This is a genomic window from Paractinoplanes pyxinae (genome assembly GCF_026626335.1).
In the GTDB taxonomy this organism is placed as follows: Bacteria; Actinomycetota; Actinomycetes; order Mycobacteriales; family Micromonosporaceae; genus Actinoplanes; species Actinoplanes pyxinae.
Map to the genome: position 1 here is coordinate 69,960 of NZ_JAPNTZ010000006.1, position 16,698 is coordinate 86,657.

Annotated in this window: 16 protein-coding genes; 4 read left to right on the plus strand and 12 right to left on the minus strand. The window is 71.8% G+C overall.

Annotated features, from left to right (window positions below; genetic code table 11):
• Positions 1–41 precede the first annotated feature (41 nt).
• From OWR29_RS17520 to OWR29_RS17535, 4 genes are read right to left on the minus strand one after another with little or no spacing between them, the layout of a single operon-like run.
• Entirely contained in the window at positions 42–818 is a 777-nt protein-coding gene (locus OWR29_RS17520; RefSeq protein WP_267563959.1) for an endonuclease/exonuclease/phosphatase family protein, read from the minus strand.
• Complete coding sequence (locus tag OWR29_RS17525) at positions 815–2,272, minus strand: phosphatase PAP2 family protein (protein WP_267563961.1); 1,458 nt, start codon at positions 2,270–2,272, stop codon at positions 815–817. The genes OWR29_RS17520 and OWR29_RS17525 overlap by 4 nt, the downstream gene beginning before the upstream one ends.
• Before the next feature lie 10 nt (positions 2,273–2,282).
• Positions 2,283–3,269 (minus strand): YihY/virulence factor BrkB family protein, encoded by a 987-nt coding sequence (locus OWR29_RS17530; RefSeq protein WP_267563962.1) that lies wholly within the window; start codon positions 3,267–3,269, stop codon positions 2,283–2,285.
• Positions 3,262–4,227 (minus strand): diacylglycerol/lipid kinase family protein, encoded by a 966-nt coding sequence (locus OWR29_RS17535; RefSeq protein ID WP_498371632.1) that lies wholly within the window; start codon positions 4,225–4,227, stop codon positions 3,262–3,264. The genes OWR29_RS17530 and OWR29_RS17535 overlap by 8 nt, the downstream gene beginning before the upstream one ends.
• A gap of 65 nt (positions 4,228–4,292) precedes the next feature.
• On the opposite strand from OWR29_RS17535, the gene OWR29_RS17540 reads away from it, so the two are divergent.
• Positions 4,293–5,063, plus strand: coding sequence for an MBL fold metallo-hydrolase (locus OWR29_RS17540; protein ID WP_267564426.1), 771 nt, complete (start codon positions 4,293–4,295; stop codon positions 5,061–5,063).
• Complete coding sequence (locus OWR29_RS17545) at positions 5,060–5,656, plus strand: DedA family protein (protein WP_267563963.1); 597 nt, start codon at positions 5,060–5,062, stop codon at positions 5,654–5,656. The genes OWR29_RS17540 and OWR29_RS17545 overlap by 4 nt, the downstream gene beginning before the upstream one ends.
• On the opposite strand, the gene OWR29_RS17550 is transcribed toward OWR29_RS17545, so the two are convergent.
• On the minus strand, positions 5,631–6,572 hold the full coding sequence (locus OWR29_RS17550) for a serine hydrolase (RefSeq protein ID WP_267563965.1): 942 nt from the start codon (positions 6,570–6,572) through the stop codon (positions 5,631–5,633). The two genes, OWR29_RS17545 and OWR29_RS17550, sit on opposite strands and share 26 nt — an antisense overlap.
• Before the next feature lie 125 nt (positions 6,573–6,697).
• On the opposite strand from OWR29_RS17550, the gene OWR29_RS17555 reads away from it, so the two are divergent.
• Positions 6,698–7,759, plus strand: coding sequence for a methyl-accepting chemotaxis protein (locus OWR29_RS17555; protein WP_267563966.1), 1,062 nt, complete (start codon positions 6,698–6,700; stop codon positions 7,757–7,759).
• Positions 7,760–7,771: 12 nt separating this feature from the next.
• Here OWR29_RS17555 and OWR29_RS17560 read toward each other — a convergent pair whose 3' ends face one another.
• The 6 genes from OWR29_RS17560 to OWR29_RS17585 all read right to left on the minus strand — a co-directional run bounded on the left by OWR29_RS17560 (position 7,772) and on the right by OWR29_RS17585 (position 14,460).
• Positions 7,772–8,284 (minus strand): DinB family protein, encoded by a 513-nt coding sequence (locus OWR29_RS17560; RefSeq protein ID WP_267563967.1) that lies wholly within the window; start codon positions 8,282–8,284, stop codon positions 7,772–7,774.
• Positions 8,285–8,395: 111 nt separating this feature from the next.
• Complete coding sequence (locus OWR29_RS17565) at positions 8,396–9,088, minus strand: sensor domain-containing protein (protein ID WP_267563968.1); 693 nt, start codon at positions 9,086–9,088, stop codon at positions 8,396–8,398.
• Between the two features lie 179 nt (positions 9,089–9,267).
• The gene (locus tag OWR29_RS17570; RefSeq protein ID WP_267563970.1) at positions 9,268–10,302 is read right to left on the minus strand and encodes a S1 family peptidase; all 1,035 of its coding nucleotides are present in this window, start codon (positions 10,300–10,302) and stop codon (positions 9,268–9,270) included.
• 159 nt (positions 10,303–10,461) lie between these two features.
• A complete protein-coding gene (locus OWR29_RS17575) occupies positions 10,462–11,721 on the minus strand; it encodes an FAD/NAD(P)-binding protein (protein ID WP_267563971.1) in 1,260 nt (419 codons plus the stop codon).
• The gene (locus tag OWR29_RS17580) at positions 11,718–12,215 is read right to left on the minus strand and encodes a winged helix-turn-helix domain-containing protein (RefSeq protein WP_267563973.1); all 498 of its coding nucleotides are present in this window, start codon (positions 12,213–12,215) and stop codon (positions 11,718–11,720) included. Before OWR29_RS17580 ends, OWR29_RS17575 begins: the two co-directional genes overlap by 4 nt.
• A 55-nt stretch (positions 12,216–12,270) precedes the next feature.
• On the minus strand, positions 12,271–14,460 hold the full coding sequence (locus OWR29_RS17585) for a molybdopterin-dependent oxidoreductase (RefSeq protein WP_267563974.1): 2,190 nt from the start codon (positions 14,458–14,460) through the stop codon (positions 12,271–12,273).
• Between the two features lie 105 nt (positions 14,461–14,565).
• On the opposite strand from OWR29_RS17585, the gene OWR29_RS17590 reads away from it, so the two are divergent.
• On the plus strand, positions 14,566–15,033 hold the full coding sequence (locus OWR29_RS17590; RefSeq protein ID WP_267563976.1) for an NADPH-dependent FMN reductase: 468 nt from the start codon (positions 14,566–14,568) through the stop codon (positions 15,031–15,033).
• On the opposite strand, the gene OWR29_RS17595 is transcribed toward OWR29_RS17590, so the two are convergent.
• Positions 15,026–16,672, minus strand: coding sequence for a S8 family serine peptidase (locus OWR29_RS17595; RefSeq protein WP_267563977.1), 1,647 nt, complete (start codon positions 16,670–16,672; stop codon positions 15,026–15,028). The genes OWR29_RS17590 and OWR29_RS17595 overlap by 8 nt on opposite strands.
• Positions 16,673–16,698: the final 26 nt, after the last annotated feature.

The window sequence follows — 16,698 nt, forward strand, 5'->3', positions numbered from 1 at the left end:
ATGTTGGCCATGTATGCCTGGCTCCAACATAGCCAACATTATCAGGGAAGGTCGACCCGGACGGGGTAGTGGTCGGAGGCGTATTCGGTTTCGTCGCCTCGGACTACCGTCATGTTTTTGGCCGCCTCGGCTATGGCGGGGCTGGCCAGGACGTAGTCGAGGCGCATGCGGGAGAACTCGCGGCCTCCGCCCTTGGTGGTGGGGACCGTGAGGGGGTTGCCGGAGCCGGCCACCTTCCACAGGTCGGTGAAGCCGGCGTTCAGGAAGGCGGCCACCGCCCTCGTGTCGGCTGAGCCGTCGCGGGCCAGGTGGCGGGCTCGCAGGAAGCCGGGCTGCGGGGCCAGCGTCTCGGTGTGGTCGGTGCCGGGGTCGAGGCCGTTCAGGTCGCCGGCGATGACCGTCGGCAGCTTGTCGGGGCGGTAGCGGTGGGCCAGCCAGATGGCTTCGCGCATGCGGCGGTACGGGGAGAACGGGTTCAGGTGGGCGCTGACCACGCGCAGGGGGCCCGTTGCCGTCTCGACGGTGACCGCGGCGGCGGCGTGGTGGAGGCGCCAGCGGACCTCGGCTCGGTCGATGATTTTCAGGGGTGGGCGCACCAGCACGGCCACCGGCTGGCCCAGGAAGGAGCGGGCCAGGTGGGGTTCCATTCCTACCGCCGCGGCCAAGTCGTGCAGGATGCGGCTTCCGTTGCGGTCGAAGTTGCGCAGTTCTTGCAGGGCCAGCAGGTCGGGTTGTTCGCGGCGGATGACCGCGGTGATCGCGTCGAGGCGGTTGCCGCCGCCGGTCTTGATGTTCCAGGTGAGGAAGCGCAGGCTCATGCCGCCACCGCCTCGCGGTCGCGCACGACCAGGGCCGCTTCGCTGACTGTTTCGGCGCGGGCGCTGGGCCGGATGATCAGGTAGAGGGCGCCCACCCAGCACAGGGTCAGCAGCAACGCGCCCAGGACGTCCGTCGGGTGGTGCATGCCGCGGTACATGCGCGAGAGCGCCACGAGGGCCGGCATCACGAAGGCGAGCACCGGGAAGATCCAGCGCCACCATTGGCGTACGCGGGGGAAGACGACGATCGCGATGGCGAGCCAGAGGCACATGGTGGCGGCGATGTGACCGGATGGGAACGACGAGGTGGGCATCTGGCCGTCCAGCTGCTCCACCGAGGGGCGTTCGCGGCCGGTCGCGGCGGCGGCGCACAGGAACAGCGTCAGCTCGCCCATCATGGTCAGCACGATGAACACGACGGGCCGCCACTGCCGCCACAGCGCCAGGGCGAGCGGGCAGAAGACCAGGCAGATCATGAGTACGGCGTGAGTGTCGCCGGCCTTGGAGGCGAGCCAGCTGAGGTAGTCCAGACGCTCGGTGCGGAACGTCTGCAGCCAGCGCGGCACGCCGTCGTCGAAGGACGGCTCCCAGCGCGTCACCGCGTACCCGACGAAATAGAGGACGCCGAACGTGAACACCCAGCCGACCAGGATCTCGGCGCCCTTGGCCCACGGGTGGGGCAGCACCTTCTCTTCGGCCGGCGCGGGGATCAGGTCATCGGCGGCGTCGGGGTCCAGGCCGTCGGTCACCGGCGGCGCGGTGTGGCCCGCTTCGCGGCGCCAGACCCGGAACGCGTACGCGGTGACGCTGATCCAGGCCAGGCCGAGCAACCAGCCGGCCAGGACGTCGGACAGGAAGTGCACGCTCAGGGCGATGCGGGTGAGCCCGACGGCCACGACGATCGCCGCCGCCACCGAGAGGATCCAGCCCTTGTGCCGGCCGCGCGTGGCCGACAGAGCGACCAGCGCGAACATGCCGTGCACAATGGTCGCTCCCAGCGTGTGACCGCTCGGGAAGCTGTTGCCGCCGCCGAAGGCGACCGGGTCGGCGACCACCGGGCGCACCCGGCCGACCAGGGCCTTGAGCGACGGGTCGAGCACGACCGCGCCGATCCCGGTGACCGCCACGTAGAGGGCCAGGCGGGGCAGGCGGCGGATCAGCAGCAGCACGACGACCATCACGACCAGGGGCACGAGCACGCCGCGGCCGCCCGCCGAGGTGACGGTGGTCAGCACCTTGACCAGAGCGGGGTGCGGCGCGATCAGGTCGTTGAGGCCGGTGGCGATCGACTGGTCCAGCCGGCGCAGCGGGCTCCACTCACTTCGTACGAGAAGAAGCAGTGTGCCGAAGGCCAGGCCGGCCAGGACGACGGCGGCCAGGCCGGCCACGCTGCGTTCGGCGAAGTGCCGCAAGGGGGCCCAGCCGGCCCGTTCTACCACTCGGTTGTCGGTCACGGCCCGGTTTTTACCCGGTACGCCGAGCGCGTACACCGTCCTGCCTGGGGTCCCATTTGTCCTTCTTGGCCGGACGGGGCGCGCCCACCCGCGCCGCCTCCAGCTGAGCCGCGAAGGCGATGCCCAGGAACAGCGCGATCCCGGTCAGGTTGGCCCACAACAGCAGGGCGATGATCGCGGTCAACGGCCCGTACGTGGCCCCGAAGCCCTCGGCGAAGCGCACGTACCCGGCCAGCAGCAGGCTGGCCAGCCACCACAACACGGTGGCCAGCCCCGCCCCGAACAGCAGCCACGAGAGTCCCGGCTGATGACGGCGCGGCGAGTACTTGAACAGCAACCCGACGGCGAAGACGATCAGCAGCAGGCTCAGCGGCCAGCGGACGAAGTCCCAGGCCACCCGCACGTCCTCGGCCCACGGCCAGTGCCGGGCGGCCGCGTTGCCGAACGGACGCCCGGCCACCAGCAACAGGAAGCCGAACAGGGCCGGCAGGCCCGCGATCAGGGCCAGGATCGAGGCCCGGATGTACTTGAACAGCGCCGGCCGGTCCCGTTCGACGCCGTAGATCCGGTTCGCGCCCCGCTCGATCTGGCTGATCGCGGTGGTCAGCGCGAACAGGCCGGTGATCAGGCCCAGGGTCAGCGCCAGCTCGCCCGCGTCGTCACTGTCCTCAGTGTCCTCGAGCAGGTCGCTGACCAGCGGATCGCTCGCGCCCGGGGTCAGCTCGAGGATGGTCTCGGCCACCACCCGGCCGCCGTCCTCGGCGCCCAGGTCGGCCGCCAGACCGGAGAGCGCAATGAGGAACGGGACGATGGCCAGGCACAGCTGGAACGCGAACGCCCGGGCGTGGCTGAAGCCGTCGCCGTACCGGAACCGGATGAACGCGTCGCGCACCAGCGGCCACCGGCCGTAGTGCCACAACGCGTGCACGGCGTCGTCGGCCGAGAGCTCGTCCCCGCGCATGTCGCGGGTCTGGGGAACGGGCTCGGTACTACTCACGGGCGGCCTCGCGGATGTCCTCGGCCGCCTCGGCCGCGGAACTCACGTCGTACGCCAGGTCGGGGTCGCTCGCCGGGCGGGGCACGCTGAGCAGCAGCGCCTTCGGCTTGACCGAGATCTTGAGGGTCCGGCCGGGCTCGATGAGGTCGCCGTCGAGCTGCCGGGGCTGGGTCGACCGGCTGTGGATCTCGACGTGCTCGGCCGTGTACGTCTCCATCAGCGGCACACTCTTGCGACGGCGGATCACGCCCCAGGCCAGCGACGCCCAGTGGGCCAGGTTGTTGGGGCTCAGGATGGCCACGTCGAGCTTGCCGTCGGCCGGGTCGGCCTCGGTCAATAGCCGTACGCCGCCCTGAAGCCGCCCGACGTTGCCGACGATCACCGTCCGGGGGCGCCGGGGCATGACCTTGCCGCCGTCGAGCACGATCCGCGCCCGCATCGGCCTCTCCCGCAACGCCTTGATGCCGCCCCCGATGTAGGCCAGCCAGCCGATCCGCTTCTTGGCCTCGTCGGAGGTCTTCTCGAGCATCTGGGCGTCGAAGCCCATGCCGGCCATCACCACGAAGCACCTGCCGTCGACCACACCCACGTCGATGCGCCGGCGGCCGCCCTCGAGCGCCACCTGCACGCCGGTCGCGGGGTCGGCCCCGAGGCCCAGGTTGGCCGCGAGCAGGTTGCCGGTGCCGGCCGGCAGCACCGACATGGTCACATCCGAGCCGGCCAGCGCGGTCACCACGGCCATCACCGTGCCGTCGCCTCCGCAGGCGAAAACGAGTTCGGCCCCATCGCGTACGGCTTGCTTGGCCTGACCCTCGCCCGGGTCCTCAGGGGTGGTCTCGTACCAGGAAGGCTCGGGCCAGCCGGCGCCGGACAGGCCTTCGCCGATGATCCGGCGCAGCTCGTCCATGTCCGGGACCTTGGTGGGGTTCACTACTACGGCGCTGCGGGGTCCAGTCACGGCGACAGTGTGCCCGACCTGGGTGGGGATCGAAACTCGGCTTCTGTACCGTGAATTACGTGAGCATGACCTCGGTCACCTGGTGGGGCCACAGCACCGTCTGGCTGGCCGACTCCGGCACGTCCCTGCTGACCGACCCGGTGCTCACCGGGCGCGTGGCCCACCTGCGGCGGATGGCCGGCCCGACGCCGCTGCTGCCCGGCCCGCCCGACGCGGTGCTGCTCTCGCACCTGCACGCCGACCACTTTCACGTCGCCTCGCTGCGCAAGCTGGGCGGCACCCCCAAGCTGATCGTGCCGCGCGGCGCCGGCGGGTTCGTGGTCAAGGCGCTGGGCTTCGAGGCGGCCGCCCGCACGGTCGAGCTGGGGCCGGGCGACGAGACGACCGTCGGTTCCGTACGGGTCCGGGCGGTCAAGGCGGCGCACGACGGCGGCCGCGGCCCGTGGTCCCGTGAGCGCGCCGTGGCCATCGGCTTCGTCGTCGAGGGTGAGGCCCGCACCTGGTTCGCGGGCGACACCGGCCTGTTCGACGAGATGAACGACTTCGCCCCGCTCGACCTGGCCCTGATCCCGGTCGGCGGCTGGGGCCCCACCCTCGGCTCGCAGCACCACCTGGACGCGGCCGACGGCGCCGAGGCCCTGCGCCGGGTGAAGGCGGCCTACGCGGTGCCCGTCCACTACGGCACGCTGTGGCCGGTCGGCATGGGCCGGGTCCGCCCGCACATGTTCCGCGACCCCGGCGAGGAGTTCGCCCGCGTCGCCCAGCGCACCGCCCCCGACTCCCACGTGCGGGTGCTCGGCCAGGGCGAGACGCTGACGATCGGGCCGTCCGCGTGACGGCCACCCTGGGCACGCTGGCCTGGCTCTTCGCGGTCGTGGCGTTCGGCGCCATCATCCCGATCGTCCCCACCGGCGCGGCGGTCAGCGGCGCGGCCGCCCTGGCCTTCCACGAGCACCACCCGGTGCTGATCGTGTTCGTCATCGCGGCCGGCGCGGCCGGGGCGTACGTGGGCGACCTGGTCATGTACGCGATGTGCCGCGTCGGCGGCGAGAAGCTGGCCAAGCGCCTGCGCTGGCTGCGTGACGAGGAACACCTGGTCTCGGTCAAGGAGCGCCTGCAAGAGAAGCAGATCCCGGTGCTGCTGGTCTCGCGGCTGATCCCGGGCGGCCGGGTGCCGGTGCTGCTCGCGGCCGCTTTCCTGGGCATGCCCTGGCGTACGTTCGTCGTGGCCAACGCCCCGGCCTGTGCGCTGTGGTCGGCCGTCTACGCCGGCATCGGGGTGGCCGGCGGCTCGATCTTCCCCGAGCCGTGGGAGGGCGTGGTCGCCGCCGTCCTGCTGATCCTGATCGTCAACCAGACCGTGTCGTGGATCTCGAAGCGGCGCGAGGCCCGCGCCGCGGACGCTAATACTTCAGGTGCTGGCGCGTGAGCTTGGCGACCTTCTGCACGCTGGCGATGCCGCCGGACATGGTGCCGTTGTTGTGCGAGAGCACGGCGATCGAGACGTCGGTGCCGGGGCCGGTGACCCGGCCGACCGAGTTGATGATCCAGCGGTAGTTCTCGGTCGAGCGGGCCAGCCAGCCGTTCTTGACCGTGAACTTCTCGGTGCTCTTGGCCACGGCCGGCACGCCCCAGTCCTGGCTTGCGTCGACGGTGCTCATCAGCGTGTAGGCGAGCTTGCGCGAGCCGGCGTCGAGCGGGCCGGACGTGTCGGTCAGCTCGGCCAGCAGCTTCACCTGGTCGTTCACGGTGGTGCGGGTCAGGCCCCAGGCGCTGTTGACCTTGGTCTCGGTGAGGCCGAGACGCTTGTTGCAGGCGCTCACCCCGCTCGCCCGGCCCAGCTTCGCGAACAGCGAGGTGGTGGCGTCGTTGTCGCTGAGCCGGATCATGCGCTTGGCCAGCGACAGCTCGGTGGCCGTAAGGTCACGCTTCGCGTCCTGGGCCTTGAGCAGCAGGCACGCGAGCACCTGCACCTTCACGACGCTGGCGGTCTCGTACTTCTCGGTGCCGCGGAACGAGTAACGCTGCCCGGTGCGGCGGTCGAGCACGGCGACCGAGAACTCGGGGGCCGACGCGGCGTACTTCTTGAGCGCGGCGTTCAGGGCCTTGACGCGGGCGGCGCGCACCTCGGCCGGGCTGGGGCCAGTCTTCGTCGGCGTGGGTGTCGCCTCTTGGGTCCTCTGCGGCGGGGCGGCTGCCGCCTGGGCGCCGGCCTCGCTGAACGTGCCGACGAGCGGCTGCGCGCTGCCCCCGGAGTCGCGCATCATGCCCAAGCCGACCAACCCCGCACCCCCGAGGACTCCCACCGCCGCGGTGGCCACAATCCAATTTCGCGTACGTCGCACGCCTGCCATAGTGCCAAGTCGCGACGGTTCATGGGCGTCCTAGGGTGCTTTTTCCTTTGAGCGCGCCCCGGAATCACCGAAGGTGATCACGTTTGAGGCGTGCATTCCTGGCGCATCATGGGAACATGCGCATCCCGTTCGTGTCACCGTCCGCGCTCGCCGAGCTGGCCCGATCCGCCGTGGGCCAGGTGGTCGAGACGGCGGCGGCCGCGGCCACGGTTCCGGTACGGGTGATCGGGCTGCTGGGCCAGACCGAGCTGCTCGTGAGCCGGGTGACGATGCTCGCCGACGAGGCCGAGGGCCTGATCCACCGGGTGAACACCATCGTCACGGCGGCCGAGTCGACGGTGACCGAGGCCCGCGCCATCGCCGCCCGGGCCGACGCCGTGGTCGGCACGGCCGAGGAAATCAGCGCCCGAGCCGGCGTCGTGGTCGGCACCGCCGAACAGATCAGCTCGCGCGCCGGCAAGGTGGTCGGCACGGCGGAAGAGATCAGCTCCCGGGCCGGCACGGTGGTTGGCACGGCAGAAGACATCAGTGGAAGGGCCGGCGTCGTCGTCGGCACCGCGGAAGAGATCAGCTCGCGCGCCGGCACGGTGGTCGGCACGGCTGAGGAGATCAGCTCGCGCGCCGGTTCTGTGGTCGGGCGGGCTGAAGAAATCAGCGGGCGGGCCGGAACGGTTGTCGGGAGCGCCGAGGAGATCAGCGGGCGGGCCGGGACGGTTGTGGGGCGGGCCGAAGAGGTCAGCCAGCGCGCCGAGGGGGTCGTGCTGCGGGCGGTCGGCATCTCGGACGCCGCGGCCGGCGTGGTCGAGCGGGCGACCGAGGTCAGCACGCGAGCCGAGTCGGTCGTGGGCCGGGCCGACGCCACCGCCAAGGAAGCGGCGATGCTGCTGGCCGCCTACTCGGAAGCGCTCATGAAGGGCGCCCCGCTGGCCCGCCGCTTCGTCGAGGAGCTTTCCCCCGAGGAGGTCACCGCCGCCATCCGCATGATCGACCAGCTGCCCACGCTGCGGGCCCACCTGGTCGACGACGTGATGCCGCTGCTGGGCAAGCTCGACCAGGTCGGCCCCGACCTGCACAAGCTGCTCGAGGTCACCGAAGACCTGCACCTGGCCATCGCCGGCCTCCCCGGCCTGAAGCTGCTCCGCCGCCGTGGCGAGGAGCGCGTCGAGGAGTCCCGCTGACCGATCAGCCGGTCAGACGGGTGGGCGCAGCGCGTCGCGGAGCAGGTCGAGGTGGCCGCAGTGCTGGGCCGTCTCGCGGATCATCTGCACGAGCATCCACCGCAGGCTGACCGGCGCCTTCCCGAACGACGGAAGCGCCGCCCGCCGGTCCAGATCGCCGAAACCCGCGACGGCCGCCCGGCTGCGGGCGCACGCCGACTCGTACAGGTGACGCAGTGACTCGACCGAATCCCCGGGCGCCGAGGCCCAGGCCCAGGTCTCGTCGGAGCCGACGGCGGTCCACGGCTCGGGGAAGGCCGCGCCGAGCAGCTTGTGGGTGAACCAGAGATCCTCCATGTGGGCCAGGTGCTTCACGATCCCGCCGATGGTCATGTCGGTGGCCGGCAGCAGCCGCGCACCCGCCGCCTCGTCGCTGACCCCGTCCAGCGAGGCCAGCACCATCGCGCGATGCTGGTCGAGGAACTGGTTCAGCGTCTCGCGCTCGGGCGGGTGCAACTGCGGAAACTCCGGCGGCGAACCGGTCAAGCCACCACCCCTCACCCTCGTCGGCGACGCCCCTGATTCTGCCGGAGTCGCGACCGCGCCGGCACAACCGAATCCAGATCTGTGGATAACTTCGTGCGTGGTGACGGGCGCTCAGCGGGCGAGCAGCAGGAGGGCGAAGCGGGCTTCGAGGCGGGCGGCGGCGCGAACGACCACCGGCAGCGTCACGGCGAACAGAAGGCCGGCCACCAGATAGAAGATGATCGAGGCCGCGTACGTGTCACTGAGGCCGAGCAGTTGAGGCAGGTCATCACCCGGCAGCGACCAGCCCCAGAGCGCGAAGCTCACCCCGCCCAGCACGCCGGCCCACCAGGTGGCCACGAAGGACACCGCGACCGCGTTCGGGATGAACCGCAGAACCGCGTGGGCGAGCTCCCGCCAGGCCTGGCCATCGGTGATCAGCGCGGTCAGCCGCCCGGTGCGATAGACGGGCGCGGCCACCTCGACGCCGAGCACCGCGCCGGCCCGCTCCCGCTCGCGAGCGGCGAACCGCCGGGACTGCATCAGGGCGAACACCAGCAGCGGGACGCCGATCCACACGACCGCCAGGCTCACCCCGGCCGTGAAGGCAGTAAGACAAATCATGAACGACGCCACCGCCACCGGAAGCCCACCGAGGACATACCACGAGTCCTCCACCACCCGCCGAGCCAGCGAAACCTCGAACTCCCCCGCGCCGGCCGATCCGGAAAGCTCAGCGCGCGGCGGCTCGAGCAGTTCAACAGCGATGGGAGACGTTTCTAGCTGAGCGGCGGGTGCGGGCGTCTCGAGCTGGGTGATCGTCATGCCTTGACGCTATTGACCGGCATCCCCGCATCCGATCCGGTGAGCCACCCGATCCGGGGTAGGGCCAGCCCTACCCCGGCCTCGCCCCTACCCCGGCGGCCGGACGTGACGCGTACAGGGAAACGGCCCCGCCAGGAATGACGGGGCCGCTGCCATCGAACGGTTGATCAAATTGCGGATCAGAACACCTGGACGCCGTACACGCTCAGGGCCTCGGTGACCGGCTGGAAGTACGTGACACCGCCGGAGGAGCAGTTGCCGCTGCCGCCCGAGGTCAGGCCGTGGGCCGTCGAACCCGAGTAGAGCGAGCCGCCGCTGTCGCCCGGCTCCGCGCACACGGTGGTGCGGATGAGGCCGGAGACCGAGCCCTCGGCGTAGTTCACCGTGCTGTTCAGCGCGGTGACGCGGCCCGAGCGGGTGCCGGTGGTGGAGCCGCGGCGGGTGACCGTGGCGTTGACGGCCGGGGTGCCGGCGCCGGTGATGTCCACCGAGGTGCCCACGCCGCCGGTCTTGGTGATGCTCGTGTTCGTGTAGCGCACGATGCCGTAGTCGTTGCCGGGGAAGCTGCTGCCGGCGCGGGTGCCCAGCGTGGTCGAGCCGTTCGTCCAGGTGGCGCCGATGTTGGTGCAGTGGCCGGCGGTCAGGAAGTAGTAGGTGCTGCCGGAGCGCACGTTGAAGCCGAGCGAGCAGCGGCCGCCGCCGGCGTAAATGGCGTCGCCACCGCTGATCCGGGTGGTGATCTCGCCGGGGGCCTTCTGGATGCGGGCGTTGTCGCCGAGCTTGGCCACGGTGGCCTCGACGGCGGCGAGCGCGGCGCCGGTGACCGTGCTGTCGACCTCGACGACGACCTGGTTGCTGATCGGGTCGACGGCGAACGCGGTGCCGGGGGTCTTCAGCGACGACTTGAGGGCGTTGTCGGCCGCGGCCAGCTGGGCGCCGGTGCGGGTGACGAAGCGCGGGGTGGCGCCGGCGGCCTTGACCGACCGGGCGGTGGCGGCGTCGGTCACGTTGACGACGACCTTGCCGGCGTCGTCGATGTACGAGCCGGCCGCGTTCACGCCGAACTGGGCGTCGAGCTTCTGGGACAGAGCGGAGGGTGCGAACGAGGGGTCGCCGGCGGGGGCGGCCGACGCCGGTGAGGCGGCGAGTCCGGTGCCGACGAGCATGCAGGCAGCAAGGCCGACGATCGGCCGGCGCAGCTTCCGGTTGAGCACGGGGGTCCTCCCAGGGGGTGGGGGTACGCCGGAACCGACGTACCGCTCTGCCTCGGAGTATTGAGAGTTCTCGATTGATATACAAGGTGTTCACATTTTCATCGTCTGTGAACGAAACCCGTCTGACCTGCGCGAACTTCACGCATAGCACGAATCGTATTATCCAACCGGGATGGCTAGACCGCGGGCCTGCGCGCGGATCTCGGGCACCGCCGTCGTCTCCCATTTCGCGCCCCGGCGCAGCGGCCCGATCAGCCATCGGTCCTGCTGGACGCGTCCGTCGGCGCCGATCAGCCGGCCCGCCGGGTCGATGTCGAGCCCCAGCCCGTGCGGTCCGACCCGGGCCTGCCCGGCGTCGAGCAGGCTGCCCACGAAAGAGCCCGCGGCGGCCGGCAGCCGCCCGGGCCCGGCACAGTTCACGACCGCGCCGAACCACTGCACGCCGGCCTCCAGCTCGACCAGCAGGCCACCGGCGGCCGGCGCGGTCATCGAACGGATGCCCCCGGCCCGCACCTCAAGCCGGCCCTCCTCGCGCAGCGAAGCGACCCGCGCGCCGACCGTCGGCGCCATCCGGTGCCGGTGACACTCCCAGGGGCGGGCCAGGTGGCGCAGGAACGCCTCCTGCTCGTCGGGCGTGAAGGCGGTCCACAGCTCGTCCAGGTACGGGCGCAGGCCGTCGACCACGGCCCGCCAGTCCCCGGCCCGGGCCGCCTCGGCCCGCACGGCCCGCACGATGTCGCGCAGCGTCGTGCAGTCGTCGAGCGCGAGCCCGACCGGGGGCGCGGCCTTTTCGGTGTGGGTGAGCGGCAGCTGGCCGCGGCGGCTGACCGCGGTGATCGGGGCGTCCCGGTCGGTGGCGGTCAGCGTGAGCGCGACGTCGATCGCGGTCAGCCCGGCCCCGACCAGCAGCACCGGCACGTCGGAGGGGATCGCGTCGAGGGCGCCCTTGGCCCACGGGTCGGCGATGTAGTCGGGGTGGTCGGGCCGCGCGGCAGGCTGGGCGGGGGCCGGGTTGCCGGTGGCCACGACAACGCTGTCAGCCCGGATCGAAGACCCGTCGGCCAGCCTCACCCCGGTGGCGGACAAGCCGGCCGCCCGGGCGCGCCTGACGTCCAGCCTGTCCGAAATGTCGGCGAAGACCGAGCGCAAGTACTGGCCGTACACGGTTCGCGGCTGGAAGGAGTCGGGCGAACAACCGGCCCACCGGGCGAAATGCCCGGGATCATCCGGGTCGGCGCTCATGGCGCCGGCCCGCGAGTTGAGCAGGTGCCAGGGCCGGGCCGACCCGTAGGCCAGCCCCCCGCCCGGCTCGCCCGGCTCGATCAGCACGACGTGATCGTCGGTGCCGCGCACCAGCTCCCGGGCGGCCAGCACGCCGGCACACCCCCCGCCCACGACGGCGACGGTGCGACGGCTCACCGCTCGACCACGGTGACGCCGGCGTCGTCGGCCAGGCGGTAGCCGAGCCCGTAGACGGTGGTCACGACCTCGGGGTCGGCCAGCTTGGTGCGCAGGCGGCTCACGTGCACGTCGACCGTCCGGTTGGTGGTGTGCGTGTGCCCCCACACCTGGGCCAGCAGCTGACTGCGGCTGAACACCTGGCGGGGGTGCCGCGCGAGGAACAGCAGCAGATCGTACTCGAGGCGGCTGAGGTCGAGCGCCTGCCCGTCGCGCACGGCGGTGCGGGCGCCGGGGTCGAGTTCCAGCCCCTCACCGGGCTCGGGCGGCTCCTGGACCGAGACCGCCTGACCGGCCGCGTCCACGAAGTCGCGCAGAGCGGCCACGACGCGGTCCCGCCCGGCCCCCGATCCCGAGATGCTGATCGTGACGGTGACGGGCGGCTCGGGCAGGTCGGGCACGGGGTGGAGCCGGCGGCGCGGGACGGCGGGGTGGGCGACGGCGAGCACGGACATGGGGTTCTCCCTCCGGTGACGGCCCGAACAATATATCTCCTATCTGCGAGATAGGTTAAGACCCGATCGGCGGGTCGTACGCCCGGACCGGCGGAACCGGGCCGTCGAAGCGGTCGATATCGACCCAGGTCACCTGGCCCGTGCAGCCCTGAGCGAGCCGCGAGGTGCCGATGTCGCGCGTCAGGGCGTTCGGGTTGCCGTGCACGCACGTCGCCACCGACGGCGCCGACGAATCCCACCAAGCGCCGGTCGAGAGTTGCGCCACACCCGGCGCGCAGTCGTCGCTGAGCACCGCGCCGGCCAGCACGCTGCCCTGCTCGTTGTGCAGCCGCACCACGTCACCGTCGGCAATGTTCCGGGCGGCCGCGTCGGCCGGGTTCATCCGCACCGGCTCGCGTCCCGACCGCTTCGCGGCCTGCGAGAAATCCCCCATGTCGAGCTGGGAGTGCAGGCGCGAGCCGGGCTGATTGCAGATCAAAGTTATTTCGTACGGAGTGAGTGGCGCCGCTGCGTAGGCCGGGTAACCCGGACATTCCTCGTAATTGAAGGCGGCCACGGTCGACGAGAAAAGCTCGATCAGCCCGCTCGGCGTGTCCAGCGGCGCACCGGCCCGGAAGTCCGCGAACAGCACGGTGTCGTCGCGCCGCCCGGGCGCCTCCAGCTCGCCGTCGGCCCAGAACTCGTCGAACGGCTTCTTCGGCTCGGCCCGCCACCGCTCGTACAGGTGGCGCAGCCACTGCTCGCTGGTGCGGCCCTGGGTGAACTGCTCGGCGTAGCCCAGCCGGTCGGCCAGAGCCGCGAAGATGTCGTACTCGTCCCGGGCCGACTCGTACGGCGCGTCGGCGGCCTGCATCGCGATCAGGTGCGTGTCGCCGTGGCCGATCCCGAGGTCGTCGCGTTCGAGCGTGGTGGTGACCGGCAGCACGATGTCGGCGTGGCGGGCGGTCGCGGTCCAGAACGGCTCGTGCACGATCACCGTCTCGGGCCGCTGGAACGCGCGCCGCAGCCGGGTCAGATCCTGGTGGTGGTGAAAGGGGTTGCCGCCGGCCCAGTAGACGAGCTTGGTGTCCGGGTAGGTGTGGGTGCCACCGTCGTACTCGAACGTCTCGCCCGGGTGCAGCAGCAGGTCGGCGATCTTGGCGACCGGGATGAAGTCGGTGACCGGGTTCTGCGCCTGGGGGAAGGTCGGCAGGCCGTACGGCAGTCGCCCGCCCCCGGTGTTGCCGGTCGAGCCGTACCCGTGCCCGAACCCGCCGCCCGGCAGCCCGATCTGCCCGAGCACCGCCGCCAGCGCGATGCCGGCCCACAGCGGCTGCTCACCGTTGACCGCCCGCTGCAGTGACCAGCTCACCGTGATGAAGGTGCGCCCGGCCGCCATCCGCCGCGCGAGATCGGCGATCGCCTGAGCCGGCACACCACAGATCTCCGACGCCCAGGCCGGTGTGCAGTCACGTACGGAAGCCAGGAACCGATCACCGCCGACCGTGAAGCGACGCAGGAAATCAAGATCCACCTGACCGGCCAGCTCGTGGGCCAGCGCGAACATCAGAGCCACGTCCGTACCGGGCCGGATCGGCCACCACTCGGCGTCCGAGGAGTCGTCGCGCAGCGGCGAGACCGAGACGACCCGGGCCTTCGCCGAAGCCAGCTCTCGCGCCACGGTGTGCGTGGCGCGGCCGCCCGGCGTCACCCGGGTGGTGTCCCGGCGCAGCCCGCCGAAGGCCACGATCAGGTCGGTGTGGGCCGCGATGACCGGCCAGTCGGTGCCCTGCCACAACACCCGGGCCGCCCCGCGCTTGCCGACGATATGCGGCAGCACGACCTCGGACGCCCCGAAGCTGTACGTGTTCCGCGAGCGCGTGAAGCCACCGCCCAGCGCGAGGAACCGGTGCAACTGCGACTGCGCGTGGTGGAAGCGCCCGGCGCTGGCCCACCCGTACGAGCCACCGAAGATCGCGTTGTCCCCGTGGCGCTCCCGCGTCCGCCGCAACGCCGCGGCCACCAGGTCGAGCGCGTCGTCCCACGGCACTTCCTCGTACGAGTCGTAGCCGCGCCCGGCCGACCGCCGCCGGATCGCGGGCCGGGCCACGCGGGCCCGGTGCCGCTGGGCGCTCGCGATGTTGCCGAGCAGCGGCGCCGGGTCGGGATCGCCCGGCCGCGGGGTCACCGTGAGCCCGCCCGTACCGTCCTTCGAGACCCGGAAGGCACCCCAGTGGGAGCTGCCGGTCCACTCTCGCGAAGCCATCGCCCGAGCATAGGAGGGCCGGCCGACAATTCTCATTGCCTGTAGGCGAACTAGGATATGGGACGGTCGTTGACACCCCGCGGTCGGCAGCACACGGTGGGAGTCATGACTCAGTACGTCGTTGTGTCCGGGAACCCGCGTCCCGGCTCCCGGACCTCGATCCTGGCCACCGCCGTCGGCAAGGCCCTGGCCCGGCTCGAGCAGCCGAAGATCATCGAGGTCGGTGAGCTGGGCGCCGGGCTGCTCACGCCGGGCGACGAGGCGACCGCGGCCGCCGTGGCGGCGCTGAAGGAGGCCGACGTCCTGGTGGTGGCGACCCCGACCTACAAGGGCAGCTACACCGGCGTACTCAAGGTGCTGTTGGATCAACTGCCGGCGCAGGCCCTGGCCGGGAAGCGGGCCGTCCCGGTCGTGACCGCCGGTGTTGCGCCTCAGGCCGCGGCGGCCGAAGCGCTGCTGCGGCAACTGCTGACCGAACTGGGGGCGGACGTGGCGGAAGGCCTGCCCGTCGTCGAGGCAGACCTTCCGGATTCCGCGGCGATCGCGGAGAAGTACGCGGCTTCGTTCAGCTGACGTCGATCGTCAGGTCACGCGTGCCCTTGGCGCCGAAGCCGTCGGTGAAGGCCACGGTGAAGGCGGCACTGCCCGCGGTCGTCGGCATGCCCTCGAGCACGCCGGCGGCCGAGAGGGTCAGGCCGTCGGGCAGCGCGCCCGCGGTGATCGACCAGGTGCCGGTGCGGCCGCCCGCGACCGCCAGCTGCTGGTAGTAGTAGTCGCTGGTGGTGGCGGCGGGCAGCGAGGCCGTGGTGATCACCGGGGTGGTGGTGCGGACGGTGACCTTGAGCGAGCGGGTGACCGCCTGCGGCACGTAGTCGGTGAACCTGACCGTGACGGCGGCCGAGCCGGGGCCGGTCGGGGTGCCGCTGATCAGGCCGTTCGACTTGAGCGTGAGACCGGTGGGCAGCTTGCCGCCGGCGATGCTCCAGGTGCCGCGCCGGGCCGCCGTCAGGGCCAGCTGACCCGAGTACGCCACCCCGGCCGTCACGGTCAGCGAGGCGCTCTTGATGACCGGCTTGGCGGGCGGACGCGGCACGTACAGCAGGCGGTTGGCCGAGCCCTTGGGGTCCTTGACCTTGCTGGTGGTGGCGTTCTTGACGAGCAGGTTGCGCACCGCGGCCGGGCTCAGGCCGGGCGAGGCGTCCAGGGCCAGCGCGGCCGCGCCGGCCACGTGCGGGGCCGCCATCGAGGTGCCGCTGGCCACGGCGGTCAGGTAGTCGCCGCCGTAGTAGTCGGAGCGGATGTTCACGCCGGGCGCGAACAGGTCGAGCGCCGAGCCGTAGTTCGAGAAGGTGGCCCGGCGGTCGGCCGAGTCGGTGGCGCCCACGGTGATCGCGGCGGCCAGGTTGGCCGGGCTCATCGTGCTCGCGTTGCGGTTCTCGTTGCCGGCCGCCACCACGTAGGTGACGCCGGAGTTGATCGAGCGCTGCACGGCCGCGTTGAGCGCCGGGCTGTTCGAGCCGCCCATGCTCATGTTGGCCACGGCCGGCTTGACCGCGTGCGCCGTCACCCAGTTGACGCCGGCGATGACCTGCGACAGCGCGCCGCTGCCCTGGCAGTCGAGCACCCGGACGGCGACCAGCTTGACCTTCTTGGCGACGCCGAAGTAGTTGCCGCCGATGGTGCCGGCCACGTGCGTGCCGTGCCCGTTGCAGTCGCCGGCGTTGCTCGTGCCGGACAGCGCGTCGTAGCCGTAGGAGGCCCGGCCGCCGAAGTCGGCGTGGGTGATCCGGATGCCGGTGTCGAGCACGTACGCGTGCACCGAGTCGCCGTCCGCGGTCGGCGTGTAGGTCTTGGACGCCTTGGTGACGCGCTGGTCGATGCGGTCGAGGCCCCACGTCGGGTTGTTCTGCGTCGCCTGCAGGGTCAGCATGCGGTCCTGCTCGACCGAGAGCACGTCCTTCTCGGCCGCGAGCCGGCGGGCCTGGGTGGCGCTCATGTCGGCCACGAAGGTGGAGCCGCCGTCGACGGACAGGGTGGAGGCGTCGCCACCGGCCGTCCCGTCGAGCGTGACGATGTACCGGCCGGGGATCGCTCCCGGCAGGCCGGCGCCGAGGACAGTGCCCTCCGGAAGGGCGGCCAGAGCGGGGACGGCAGAGCCGGCGAGGACGACGGCGGCGGTGGCGGCCGCGGTGGCCAGGGTGCGCATACGCATGGCCCTGTGATCGGTGACGCACCCGC